Origin of the sequence: Bacillus sp. 0909A (genome assembly GCF_036765115.1) — a bacterium.
GTDB classification, from domain to species: domain Bacteria; phylum Bacillota; class Bacilli; order Bacillales; family Bacillaceae; genus Bacillus; species Bacillus mojavensis.
In genome coordinates this window covers 854,796-866,573 of record NZ_JBAIZU010000002.1, presented here as the reverse complement: position 1 = coordinate 866,573, position 11,778 = coordinate 854,796, and the positions used below count along the sequence as shown (strand labels likewise).

At 44.0% G+C, this 11,778-nt stretch carries 12 protein-coding genes; 5 read left to right on the top strand and 7 right to left on the bottom strand.

What is annotated here, in order from left to right:
• Nucleotides 1–12: 12 nt before the first annotated feature.
• Nucleotides 13–1,419, bottom strand: a complete 1,407-nt coding sequence (gene pdxR / locus V6D42_RS09790; RefSeq protein WP_333513080.1) for a MocR-like pyridoxine biosynthesis transcription factor PdxR — start codon at nucleotides 1,417–1,419, stop codon at nucleotides 13–15.
• 109 nt (nucleotides 1,420–1,528) lie between these two features.
• Here pdxR and V6D42_RS09785 point away from each other — a divergent pair, with 109 nt between their 5' ends.
• Nucleotides 1,529–1,960 (top strand): GNAT family N-acetyltransferase, encoded by a 432-nt coding sequence (locus tag V6D42_RS09785; RefSeq protein ID WP_333513079.1) that lies wholly within the window; start codon nucleotides 1,529–1,531, stop codon nucleotides 1,958–1,960.
• 29 nt (nucleotides 1,961–1,989) lie between these two features.
• On the opposite strand, the gene V6D42_RS09780 is transcribed toward V6D42_RS09785, so the two are convergent.
• Genes V6D42_RS09780 through sigM form a run of 3 tightly spaced genes read right to left on the bottom strand, consistent with a single transcriptional unit; the run spans nucleotide 1,990 to nucleotide 3,825 of the window.
• The gene (locus tag V6D42_RS09780) at nucleotides 1,990–2,280 is read right to left on the bottom strand and encodes a hypothetical protein (RefSeq protein ID WP_010333547.1); all 291 of its coding nucleotides are present in this window, start codon (nucleotides 2,278–2,280) and stop codon (nucleotides 1,990–1,992) included.
• Nucleotides 2,268–3,344, bottom strand: a complete 1,077-nt coding sequence (locus tag V6D42_RS09775) for an anti-sigma factor (protein ID WP_333513078.1) — start codon at nucleotides 3,342–3,344, stop codon at nucleotides 2,268–2,270. Before V6D42_RS09775 ends, V6D42_RS09780 begins: the two co-directional genes overlap by 13 nt.
• Entirely contained in the window at nucleotides 3,334–3,825 is a 492-nt protein-coding gene (sigM, locus tag V6D42_RS09770) for an RNA polymerase sigma factor SigM (RefSeq protein ID WP_024120735.1), read from the bottom strand. Before sigM ends, V6D42_RS09775 begins: the two co-directional genes overlap by 11 nt.
• Before the next feature lie 196 nt (nucleotides 3,826–4,021).
• Here sigM and V6D42_RS09765 point away from each other — a divergent pair, with 196 nt between their 5' ends.
• The 3 genes from V6D42_RS09765 (at nucleotide 4,022) to V6D42_RS09755 (ending at nucleotide 6,982) form a co-directional block, all read left to right on the top strand.
• On the top strand, nucleotides 4,022–5,029 hold the full coding sequence (locus V6D42_RS09765; protein ID WP_333513077.1) for an aldo/keto reductase: 1,008 nt from the start codon (nucleotides 4,022–4,024) through the stop codon (nucleotides 5,027–5,029).
• Nucleotides 5,030–5,153: 124 nt separating this feature from the next.
• A complete protein-coding gene (locus V6D42_RS09760; protein WP_010333551.1) occupies nucleotides 5,154–5,753 on the top strand; it encodes a 1-acylglycerol-3-phosphate O-acyltransferase in 600 nt (199 codons plus the stop codon).
• 101 nt (nucleotides 5,754–5,854) lie between these two features.
• Nucleotides 5,855–6,982, top strand: a complete 1,128-nt coding sequence (locus tag V6D42_RS09755) for an NAD(P)/FAD-dependent oxidoreductase (protein ID WP_333513076.1) — start codon at nucleotides 5,855–5,857, stop codon at nucleotides 6,980–6,982.
• Nucleotides 6,983–7,007: 25 nt separating this feature from the next.
• Here the strand turns inward: V6D42_RS09755 and V6D42_RS09750 are convergent, their stop codons facing one another.
• From V6D42_RS09750 to V6D42_RS09740, 3 genes are all read right to left on the bottom strand, one after another.
• Nucleotides 7,008–7,907: an NAD-dependent epimerase/dehydratase family protein gene (locus V6D42_RS09750; protein WP_010333553.1), complete on the bottom strand. Its 900-nt coding sequence runs from the start codon at nucleotides 7,905–7,907 to the stop codon at nucleotides 7,008–7,010.
• A gap of 176 nt (nucleotides 7,908–8,083) precedes the next feature.
• Nucleotides 8,084–9,418: a hemolysin family protein gene (locus tag V6D42_RS09745; RefSeq protein ID WP_333513075.1), complete on the bottom strand. Its 1,335-nt coding sequence runs from the start codon at nucleotides 9,416–9,418 to the stop codon at nucleotides 8,084–8,086.
• 58 nt (nucleotides 9,419–9,476) lie between these two features.
• Entirely contained in the window at nucleotides 9,477–9,908 is a 432-nt protein-coding gene (locus V6D42_RS09740; protein WP_010333555.1) for a MerR family transcriptional regulator, read from the bottom strand.
• Between the two features lie 158 nt (nucleotides 9,909–10,066).
• Here V6D42_RS09740 and V6D42_RS09735 point away from each other — a divergent pair, with 158 nt between their 5' ends.
• Nucleotides 10,067–11,248: a pyridoxal phosphate-dependent aminotransferase gene (locus V6D42_RS09735; protein ID WP_333513074.1), complete on the top strand. Its 1,182-nt coding sequence runs from the start codon at nucleotides 10,067–10,069 to the stop codon at nucleotides 11,246–11,248.
• The last annotated feature ends 530 nt before the right edge of the window (nucleotides 11,249–11,778 follow it).

Here is an 11,778-nt window from a genome sequence, read left to right as displayed (position 1 = left end):
TTTTTTTGTTTATTATGATTTCATCAGCGGCTCCCAAGCGGTTTTCAGCTTTTTGATACCGAGCCGGATGTCCTCTTCACAAAGCCCTCCATAACCCATTAAGACATAAACAAACGGCGGCCGGCTCTTGTAAGATGGAGATACCGGATAGACATTCACTCTGTTTTTGGCAGCGGCTTTTATCGCTTCATCCTCACTGGCTGAAAACATAAGCCGAAGAAGGATATGGAGCCCCGAGTTTTTTCCGAGAACCTCCACGCTGTCTCCCAGCTCAGTTCGTATCGCTTCGAGCAGAACAGCGTGTTTTTTTCGATATAAGGATCTCATCCTGTTCAAATGCTTTTGCCATTCGCCGTTTTCAATGAAATCTGCCAGTGCCAATTGATTATGGGAAGAGACCGTCTGTTTCATCAAAAGCGCATTTTTTCTTACGGGTTCAATAAGTGGAGCAGGAAGAATCATATAGCTGATCCGCAAGGAAGGGAGCAATGATTTTGAAAAAGTGCCGAGATAAATGACCCTGCCATTCGGGTCAAGGCCTTGCAGCGATGGAATGGGCTGTCCGCTGTAGCGAAATTCTCCATCATAATCATCCTCAATAATAAATGAGTTTGCCTCTTTTGCCCAAGACAGCAGCTCCTGTCTTCGGGCGATCGTCATTATCGTCCCGAGCGGGAATTGATGCGAGGGAGTCGTATAGACGAGATGCGGGCTCTCGTGTTTAAGGCTAGCCGGCAGGACTCCTTCTTCATCTGTGCAAATGGGAATCACATTCATGTGATTGGCCTCAAACATTCGTCTTGAACGGTGAAATCCCGGTTCTTCAAAACCGATTTTTGTTCCCGGCTGAAGCGTAAGGCAAAGAATTTGCAGAAGGACGGTAGTGCCTGCTCCGATGATAATTTGGCTGGGGTCACAATTGACACCGCGTGACAGTCGGACAAATCGGGCTATCATTTCTCTGAGTGCAGGTTCTCCTTGAGGATCGCCTGAGGTTTGAAATTGTTCAGAATACCGATCCAGACTTTTCACCATGCTTTTTCGCCACGCGTTAAAGGGAAAGTGGACCGGATCGACATTTCCTTGATGAAAGTTAATAACAGATTCTACTTCTTTATGAGTGACCGGCTGCGGAGGCGGTTGATATGGTATTGGAGCATCCGGAAACTCAGGTTCAATGTCTGCTGCAAACCAGCCGATTTTAGGCTTGCTTTTGACATATCCTTCAGCGGTTAATTGCTCGTAGGCGCGTTCTACCGTTGCTGTGCTGACACCGAGCAAGCCGGAGAGCCTGCGTTTTGACGGAAGCCTCATTCCCTTGGTGATTCTGGCATGTGACATTTCTTGTTTGAAATAGGTGTAAAGCTGTTCATACAGCGGTGTTTTGCTTGTTTTGTCCAGAAACGGCGTGATATCCATTTTATCTCTCCTTTCCATCTGGCGTGGTCATATTTTCTGGTTTTGGCTATTTGGCGAATGCCATAAATCGGATATCATCATTGTAACGAATGGAGAGGGGATTGATAAGATGCTTCATATCAAACAATTAACGACTAGAGAAGAGTGGATGGAAGCATATCCGGTGATGCACGAATTAAGAACAGAGCTGGATGAAGAGACGTATTTACATAGGCTGGAGCGCTGTGTCCAAAAAGAGTCGTATATGCTGTTTGCTTTATATGAGGATAAAGCGATCAGGGCACTGTGCGGCGCGCTGCCAAGGGTTTCGCTTCATCAAGGAGAGTACGTGTGGATAGCGGATCTTGTCACAAGCGGGTCTTACAGATCTAAAGGGTACGGCAAACTTCTTTTGGATTATGCGGCAAACTGGGCGAAAGATGCGGGCTATCCTCTTGTCAGTCTTTCATCTGGTCTTCAGCGCAAAGACGCCCACAGATTTTATACGGATAAAATGGGATTTACGATTGAAAGCTATTTATTCAGAAAACAGCTGTCATAAAAAAAGACGCCGTTTCAGGCGTCTTTTTTCTAAAAGCCAAACTGTAAGTTGGTATCCACAGACACAATAGTATACACACAGATAATCACAAAGAGATTAAGGACAACGCCGAGCAGGCCGGGACCCGTGCGTCCTCTTTTAATGAATAGCTCAATAATGCCAAACGGAACGGCGGCCATGGCAAACGGCAGCATTTGATAAGAATAAGAGGTCACATTGCTGATAATCGCCAAATTAAGCAAGAGCAAAGACAGAATCGCTGTCCCGACAGATATCCAGCCAAATACATTATGTTCTTTAAAAATTCTTACCAATTCCATAATTCCACCTCGCCGACATTTGCTGATTTTACTGATTTGTTTTTCAGCATGCGCTGGATTTCCTTGGTCGGTCCTGTAACGACAGAGCCGTATACATTAACACCATTTTTCTCTACATAATCCAAGCGGGAATCTACTTTTAAGTCTTTTCGTTTTGAAATGACCTGCGCCCATTTTTCGTGCTTCGATATGTAAGTTAAAGCATCGATAAATTGGTCGCCGTTGGACTTCCCTTTTGTATTAAGCGCAGCCAGGAACTTTGAGTCTTTCCCTGGGTAGCCAAGCGGCTCTGCGTAAGCGGTATTCTTTGTATTGTTCTCTGTTTCAATCGCGTTCCACAAAAAGCTTACATCATAACCTCTGAATTTTTTATACACTTCTTTTGTCGGGTATGCCCGGTCATAAGAAAGGTAGACCTCGGAAACAGTCCCTTCAGGCAAAGTTTTTAATGTTTTTTCCGCTTTTGCGGTTGTTTGTTCAGATCCGCTTGATGGGTGTGTAAAGTAATGGCCGGCTTTATGGATTTCTAAGTCATAGTAGTTGACGACCGGCGCTTTCACTCGGTCATAAAACATTTCCACCCGTTCATTCCCCACGGCAGCTGTTTTCGTGCCAATCTGTTTTTGCAGCGGGAATTCTGTATTCATGCCAAACAGCTTCACCTGACTCTTCAGTCCAGAAGTATCAACAAGAACATTAGGCATAGTCAGGGCTACAGTGACTGCGGCAGTTTCCATAAATTCATTGCCGGTGCTGTGTTTTCCTCCCATTCCGTAATAGAGGTAGCTTCCCAGCGTACATAGCGGCAAAATCATTAATGTCGATATGACGGCAAGAGCGGAAATACGCAAATAAGACTTCCGTTTGCCGTAGGCCAGAATGGCTTTTTGTTTTTCAGGACTGATGTCGACATCCCAATCATGATCGTCTGGCAGCTCACTATCAATCAGTTCCTGATACACTTCGAGTTTCTCAAGTTCCTCTTCAAACGCGGTCATTTCCTGATCGCTCATTTCACCGTTTTTATATTGATCAAAACGCTTTTTAAATTCTTCATTCATCATTAACACCTCTATTATAAAGTGCTTTCAGCCGCTGTCTGGCACGAAACAAAACACTTTTAAAATTCGCCTCTGAAATATTCATAATATGGGATGCTTCTTTGTAATTTAATTCTTTTAAATAATATAGTGTTAACGCCTCCCGATAGTTATCGGGGAGCTCGGACATATAACCAGTCAGCACTTCCTTTATCTCTACCTGGTGGGCAGGGCTCTGAACAGCAGTTTGAAAGAGACTTCCAATCAAATCATCAGAAATGGTAACTTCTTTCTTATGCTTTCTGACGTAATCAATGAAGGCGTTCCGCGCCACTTGAAAAAGCCAGGGCTTTACTTTGCTGTGATCATAGGAGTGAATGTGTATGTATGCCCGCATAAAGGTTTCCTGCAGCAAGTCTTCGGCAAGATGCTTGTCTTTTGTCATAGAGAGCAGGAACCTATAAACATCATTCATGTACATTTGGTAAATTTCATCGATCGTCACTGCCTTTTCTCCCCTCTATGTTATACACGCATAAGAAAGGTTTAAAGTTGCACATTACATGCAAACGGCTTTTTAATACGTAATCAAACACCATTACTCTATAGTACAAAAAATTTGCCCTGAAAGATAGTGGTGAGAAATGTTTAACATTTTTTCCATCAGGGAAAACATAGTGAAAAAGTGAAGGAGTGGCACAATGGAATATACCAGTATCTCAGACACAGGAATAAAAGCCTCCCGAATTGGCCTCGGCACATGGGCGATCGGCGGAACCATGTGGGGAGGCACTGATGAAAAAACATCGATCGAAACCATCCGCGCCGCTCTTGATAAGGGGATCACACTGATTGACACCGCGCCGGCATATGGCTTCGGGCAGTCCGAAGAAATTGTCGGGAAGGCGATCAAGCAGCATGGGGCAAGAGATCAGGTTGTTCTTGCAACTAAAACGGCGTTGGATTGGAAAAACAATCAGCTGTTCCGCCATGCTAACAGAGCGAGAATTATACAGGAAGTCGAGGATTCCCTGCAACGGCTGCAGACAGATTATATCGATCTATATCAGGTGCATTGGCCTGATCCGCTTGTGCCGATAGAGGAAACGGCAGAAGTGATGAAGGAATTATATGATGCCGGGAAAATCCGCGCGATTGGCGTCAGTAATTTCTCGGTTGAACAAATGGATACGTTTCGGGCTGTTGCTCCGCTTCATACAATCCAGCCTCCTTACAATCTGTTTGAAAGAGACATTGAAGAGAATGTGCTCCCGTATGCGAAAGACAAACAGATAACAACACTATTGTACGGCAGTTTATGTAGAGGGCTGTTAACGGGAAAAATGACAGAAGATCATTCGTTTGAGGGAGACGATCTCCGAAATCACGATCCGAAATTCCAGAAGCCGAGATTTAAAGAATATCTTTCTGCAGTCAGTCAATTAGAAGACTTGGCGAAGACACGCTATGGAAAATCTGTGATTCATCTGGCTGTGAGATGGATTTTAGACCAGCCGGGAGCGGGAATCGCCCTTTGGGGGGCAAGACAACCTCAACAAATAGAGGCGGTATCAGAAATTATCGGCTGGACGCTGAGCAGCGAAGATAAAAAAGACATCAATACCATTTTGAAAAATACGATATCAAACCCGGTTGGACCGGAATTTATGGCGCCTCCGACAAGAGAGGGGTATATAACAAAAAGCTGAGGATGATTCCTCAGCTTTTTGACGTTAAGAAAAGAGAAATCTCAAAAATTAGTACCAGGTAATAAAAAATGTTGTTATAATAAGTAACAGAAAGAATCATTGATTACGACAAAGGAAGTGCGATATGTATAAGTTTTGTGCAAATGCTTTAAAAGTTATTCTTTCTCTTCGCGGAGGAGTGAAGGTGTATAACAAAGAAAACCTTCCGGCCGATTCAGGTTTTGTCATCGCGTGTACACACTCTGGCTGGGTTGATGTGATCACACTCGGAGTCGGGATTCTTCCTTATCAAATACACTACATGGCGAAAAAAGAGCTTTTTCAAAATAAATGGATCGGTTCGTTTTTGAAGAAAATTCATGCCTTTCCGGTAGACCGGGAAAATCCTGGCCCAAGCAGCATTAAAACGCCGATTAAGCTGCTGAAAGAAGGAGAGATTGTCGGAATCTTCCCAAGCGGAACAAGAACCTCTGAGGATGTGCCTTTGAAGAGAGGCGCAGTGACAATTGCGCAAATGGGGAAAGCGCCCCTTGTTCCGGCTGCTTATAAAGGACCTTCAAGCGGAAAGGCGTTGTTCAAAAAAGGAAAAATGAAGCTGATTATCGGTAAACCTTTGCAGCAGGCTGATTTTGCCCACCTTCCGTCTAAGGAAAGGCTGGCGGCTATGACAGAGGCTTTGAATCACAGCATTAAAGAGCTTGAAAAGAAGCTCGAACAACTGTAATTCATCAGTCATTGCACTCGCCAATTTCCCGATTGTTTATAATTTCCTGGGCCATTAGCTATACTAAGTGAGGAATTGATCATTGGGAAAGGTTATGGTTCATGAAAAAAATGATAATAGTCGGGGCTGGAATTTTGGGAGCATCAACAGCATATCAGCTAGCCAAAATGGGTGCAGAGGTTCTGGTTATAGATCGGAAAGATAAGGGCCAGGCCACCCATGCAGCGAAAGGCATTATCTGTCCATGGCTGTCTCCTCGTCGTGATCAGGCTTGGTACCGGCTGGCAAAGGACGGAGCGCGCTTTTATCCTCGGTTCATAGAAGAACTTAGAAAAGAAGGCGAGACGGACATTGGTTATGCTCAAGTCGGTGCTCTTAGTATTCATCGCGATAAAGAAAAGATCGAAACGATCGAAAAACGTGTGCGGGAGCGTAAACAAGCTGCCTTGGAAATCGGTGAGATATCCTTTCTTCATGAAAACCAAACCGCAGATTTGTTTCCTCTGCTTGCTGAACGGTACCATTCTGTTCATATAAGCGGAGCTGCCCGCGTGGATGGAGAAGTGCTGCGAGATACATTATTGAGATCTGCTCAAAGAAACGGTGCAGTCATTTTAAAAGGTGATGCTGCGCTCCGACATCATTCGAATCGTGTCACAGGCGTCACTGTCGGTAATGAAATCTATTCTTCTGATGAGGTTATTGTTTGTGCCGGTGTTTGGGCAGACCAATTGTTAGCGCCTTTAGGCATTCACTTCAAAGTAAGTGCGCAGAAAGCGCAAATTGTGTATGTGCAGGTGCCGAATGTAAATCATATTGACAGCTGGCCTGCAGTGATGCCGCCTTCCAAAGAATATCTTTTAGCTTATCATGACAATAGAATAGCTATCGGCGCGACACGTGAAGATGAGATAGGCGGACGTGATGTAAGGATAACGGCTGGCGGGCTGCAGGAACTGCTAAACAAGGGATTAGAAATGGCTCCCGGCTTAGCAAACAGCACCTTTCAAGAGGCAAGAGTCGGTTTACGCCCCTTTACACCAGGTGATGTGCCGGTGATCGGATCTCTTCCCGGCTGGGATGGGGTGATAGTGGCAAACGGTCTTGGATCGTCTGGTTTAACAATGGGCCCCTATATGGGGGAGCAGTTGGCGAAGCTGGCCCTCAAAATGGATTTGGATATCAATTTAAATGATTATGATATAAAAAAAGCAGCAGGAGTTCGGTGATCACCTGCTGCTTTTTTTGTGGTGTTTATATTTTTGATAGTGAGAGCTGATCCTCTGGCAGTGCTTTAAGAGAGCCGTCATTATTTAATACAGAGCGCCATGTATAACGCGGTTCATAGCCAAGGACCTTTTTGGCTTTATCGATTGCCATCAGCGTTTCATATCCTTTTATATCTCTCTTTAAAGATACATCGGGGAAAAATCGTTTTACTAAGTCTTCACTAGGCTCTTTCATGATGGTATCGGGTGCAGTAATATGGAAGACGTCATTTCCGAGATTGTTTTTTTCGAGTGCTAGAAGGCAAGCATGTGCAGCATCCCTGACATCACAATACGCCCATGCATTTTTCTTTTGAATATCCTTTTGCTGCTCGTTCCAGTGCATGCCTGGGATTTTTTCGTACTCATCAGGCTCATATATATTCGCAAAGCGGAGAGTGACAATTTGTGTATTGATCAGCTTTGAATACATATCTGAGAGGATTTCGGTCAGCCGTTTTGCCATCGCATAAGATGACTTTACGATCGTTGGATGCTCCTCGTCTACGGGAAGGTAACTGAGCTCGTCCGGCACAAATGGATATCCCAGCACCGTTTCACTTGAAGCCCACACAAGCTTACGGATTTTAAAGTCTTTACAGGCTTCCAGGATATTAAAATTAACAAGCATATTATTTTCAAATATCGCCTGGGAGGTATTCCTGACATCTGTAGGAATATTGCCAAGATGAACCACAGCGTCGCAGCCCATGATTAGCTGACATACCTGGCCGTAATCCCGTAAATCTGCTTGAATAAATGTTTTCGATGCGGACTCTTCTTTTAATACTCTGTCTGATGCTGTCACATCATGGCCAGCCTCTAATAACGTTCTTACAGCCCAGCGTCCGATTTTACCTGCTGCTCCAGTTACGACAACTTTCATGTTTTCGCTCCTTTCTATAATGATGCGGAAATATTCGTTTTTCTCGCAGTTGCACCTTTTTAGAGTTCCCACGGATGACCGATTTATTAGCAGCAGTTTTCAGAAGAAAGGTATGACAATGTCAAAAACGAACCAGAATAAAAAAGACACCTCAATAAAAGGTGTCTTTTTCAAAATTATGCTTCTTGCGACTCTCCAACTTCTATCAGCTCTTCTGCTGCGAGCTTTTTCACTTCAATATAAGCGACGTGGTGGCCGTCAATTTCATTAATAATAAATTCACAGCCTTCTTCGATAATAGAATCGTTCTTTTCAACATCGTATTTCTGAGTAAGGAACCAGCCGCCGATCGTATCGACTTCCTCATTCTCTAAATGAATGCCGAGCAGCTCATTCACTTGGTCGATCAAGACTTTACCGTCCAGCATGTAATGGCCTTCGCCAATCTTGCGGATTTCGCTGATCTCATCAATATCAAACTCATCGCGGATTTCGCCAACGATCTCTTCAATAATGTCCTCAACGGTCACCAGTCCGGCAGTTCCGCCGTATTCATCTGACAGGATTGCCATGTGGACTCTTTCTTTTTGCATTTTGACAAGCAAATCATGGATTGGCGCAGATTCAATCACATGAATGATCGGATTCACAAATTGAGAGATGGTGGAATCAACAGAAACCTCGCCGCTGATGCATGCGGTCAGCACTTCTTTAATATTAATAACCCCGATAATATTATCTTTATCGCCCTCTTCTACTGGGTAGCGGGTATATTTTTCAATTTGAATGATTTCCATCATGTCAGCGATCGTAATATCGTGCGGCAGGCTGACAATTTCGGTTCTTGGAATCATAATTTCTTTCGCAAGCCTGTCATCAAATTCAAATATCTTATTCACGTATTTAAATTCTGATTGGTTGATTTCTCCGCTTTTATAGCTTTCGGATAAGATAATCCGCAATTCTTCTTCGGAGTGAGCCAGTTCATTTTCAGAAACGGTCTCCAAGCCGAAAGCTTTCGTTAATAATCGTGCTGAGTTGTTCAGCACCCAAATAAATGGGAACATAATGCGGTAGAACCAAATCAGCGGTTTGGCAAACAGCATGGACACTGCTTCAGCTTTCTGAATTGCGACCGTCTTAGGCGCCAATTCTCCCACAACGACGTGCAGGAAAGTAATGATGGCGTAGGCAAGGATGAATGAGATGACGTGAGACAGTGAACCTGGCATGTTCATCTGTACGAAAAGCGGGTGAAGAAGCCTTTCAATTGTCGACTCGCCTAAAACCCCTAATCCAATCGAGGTCAATGTAATTCCCAGCTGGCACGCTGATAAATATTCATCAAGGTGCGTGGTCACTTTTTTTGCGGCAATGGCTGATTTATTTCCTTCCGCGATCAACTGATCAATCCGTGAGCCTCTGATCCTGATAATGGCAAACTCAGATGCTACGAAAAATGCCGTCAGCGCGATTAAAACGGCGACTAAAATCAAATTAACAATATCCAATTAGAACCTTCACTCTACAATGAGAATGAAGGTAACACCTCCTGTTAGTAAAATGGTTTTAACTTAACAGCAGCATAAATGATTGGAACACGGCGAGCTTTTCGGGCGTAAGTTTGCTTTTCAGCTCGTCACGATCCTCAGGCTTCAGCCGTTCAAACCGATGCAAGATTCCGGAGATGTTTTGATTCATATAATCAATTTCAGATGCCAGATTTCCAATTTCATCATGATCTATGGCTGAAGAGGGAAACTGGTTCTCCAGTCGATCTTTAATATCGGACAGGGCCAATCGCTGCTGCTTGCAATCTACAATAAATATGAGTCGTTTAAGTGCGTTTTCATCGTAGTAACGATAATTTGAACAGGATCTGGCCGGCGTCAGCAGACCAAGATTCGTATAATAATCAACTGTTCGTTTCGTTACTCCGGCAAGTGCCGCTAGTTCACTGATACGATAAGTCTCAGCCCCATCTAAATCCCTCCCAACCATCACGTTATAGTTATGAGAATAGTTTAATATATGAAGGGTGCCTTACACAAGTTTATTGTTTTTTTCGGGAAGCCGGATATGGAAAAAGTGGCATCCGAATTCTGGTTGGAGTAACATAGATAGATAGAATGTTCAATTTATATGTGCAGAAGGGACAGATGAGATTGGCTGGTTTATCGCGGGAAATTGAAGAGAACCTAAATAAAGGATCGTGGATTCGAAAGCTGTTCGATGAAGGAGCGAGACTGAAGAAAGAGTTCGGAAATGACCAGGTGTTTGATTTTTCAATCGGCAACCCGGTGGTTGAACCGCCTGAAGCCTTTACGAGAGCATTAATAGAAGAAGCTGAAAAAGGAAATCACGGATACATACAAAATCAGGGCCTTCCTGAAGCTAGAGAAAAAGTCGCGCAATTTCTGGCCGGCCGCTTTGCTGCCGAGTTTTCAGCTGAGCGTGTTGTCATGACAGTAGGTGCGGGCGGCGCATTGAATGTGGCGCTAAAAAGTATATTAAATCCGGGAGAAGAGGTCATCATTCTTGCTCCTTATTTTGCAGAATATAAATTGTATATTGAGAACTATGGTGGGAAGGCTGTCAGCTGTCCGCTGACAGCCCGGTTCGAGATTGACATTGAAGCGGTAAGGCAGGCGATTACCCCGCAGACGAAAGGACTCATCCTGAATACACCTCATAACCCGACGGGAACCGTACTCAGCCAGAAAAATATAGATGATCTGGGCGCTCTGTTAAAAGAGATTGAAGAGACAAACGGCCAAACCATCTATGTACTGTTTGATGAACCGTACAGTCAGCTGATTTATGATGAAGAGCTGGCAAATCCGTTTCAATCGTATCATCGTGTCATTTTGGCGAGCTCATTCAGTAAGGACCTCGGCATAGCAGGGGAGCGGCTCGGTTATATCGGCTTAGACAGCAGCATGCCGGATGCCGACCTTTTGATAAATGCTTTTGTGTACTGCAATCGAACGCTTGGGTTTGTAAATGCACCTGTCATGATGCAGCGGGCTGTGGCGAGAATGGATGATTTAAGAATAGACGCAAGCGCTTATAAAGAACGCAGAGATGTCATGGTTGACATTTTAAAGGAAGCCGGTTTTGAATTTGAAATGCCAAAAGGCGGTTTCTTCGTTTTTCCGAAGTCGCCAATTGAAGATGAAGTTGCATTTTGTGTGCATGCAGCGCAAAAGTATAAATTGTTAATTGTGCCGAGCAGCGGTTTTGGGATGAAAGGGCACTTCCGTTTATCCTTCAGTGTGCCGCTGGAGCAAATCAAACAATCACGCGACATCTTTATCGCCTTATATAAAGATTTTTTATAAGCCATCTCGCACAAAAAGATAACAGCGATCCCGAGGCTGTTATCTTTTTTTATTTGCCGTATGCCCCAGGCTTTAGCCCGTTTTTTAATTACCTGATTTTATCCCTCCCCCGAATAAACCGCCAAGTTCAACCATAACAGCAGAGCCGGCCTGAAGGTAGAAACCGTTTATAACGCAAACTGGTCGAGCCAATTCCTGGCCCTTGCCTGTGCTGTGTGACCAGACACATCTATTAACACATTTAAAAGCACACGTCATGATCTAACAGTCAAACTGGTCTCAAACGAACTTTATCCTATGCACGCCGCCGAAGCAGATACGAGCGAATGAGCCGTACGAGCTTCAGCTTGAAAAACAGATATATTTACGATATTTCAGTGAACAGCACCTTGCCAATAATCTTTGCATCTCTACAGGTGCAGAGTCTTGAAAGGCTATGCATGAATAGCAAGAACCTGCTGGCCGGATGAATCAATAGGCTGTCCTATGATAGAAGTCTAAAAATTAAAAATCATTTTTGGAATGAGTTG

What these genes read in the sequence shown, in the direction of transcription:
- pdxR (WP_333513080.1), bottom strand. Translation starts at nt 1,419, where the DNA reads ATGGATATCACGCCGTTTCTGGACAAAACAAGCAAAACACCGCTGTAT.
- V6D42_RS09785 (WP_333513079.1), top strand. Translation starts at nt 1,529, where the DNA reads ATGCTTCATATCAAACAATTAACGACTAGAGAAGAGTGGATGGAAGCA.
- V6D42_RS09780 (WP_010333547.1), bottom strand. Translation starts at nt 2,280, where the DNA reads ATGGAATTGGTAAGAATTTTTAAAGAACATAATGTATTTGGCTGGATA.
- V6D42_RS09775 (WP_333513078.1), bottom strand. Translation starts at nt 3,344, where the DNA reads ATGATGAATGAAGAATTTAAAAAGCGTTTTGATCAATATAAAAACGGT.
- V6D42_RS09765 (WP_333513077.1), top strand. Translation starts at nt 4,022, where the DNA reads ATGGAATATACCAGTATCTCAGACACAGGAATAAAAGCCTCCCGAATT.
- V6D42_RS09760 (WP_010333551.1), top strand. Translation starts at nt 5,154, where the DNA reads ATGTATAAGTTTTGTGCAAATGCTTTAAAAGTTATTCTTTCTCTTCGC.
- V6D42_RS09755 (WP_333513076.1), top strand. Translation starts at nt 5,855, where the DNA reads ATGAAAAAAATGATAATAGTCGGGGCTGGAATTTTGGGAGCATCAACA.
- V6D42_RS09750 (WP_010333553.1), bottom strand. Translation starts at nt 7,907, where the DNA reads ATGAAAGTTGTCGTAACTGGAGCAGCAGGTAAAATCGGACGCTGGGCT.
- V6D42_RS09740 (WP_010333555.1), bottom strand. Translation starts at nt 9,908, where the DNA reads ATGGTTGGGAGGGATTTAGATGGGGCTGAGACTTATCGTATCAGTGAA.
- V6D42_RS09735 (WP_333513074.1), top strand. Translation starts at nt 10,067, where the DNA reads ATGAGATTGGCTGGTTTATCGCGGGAAATTGAAGAGAACCTAAATAAA.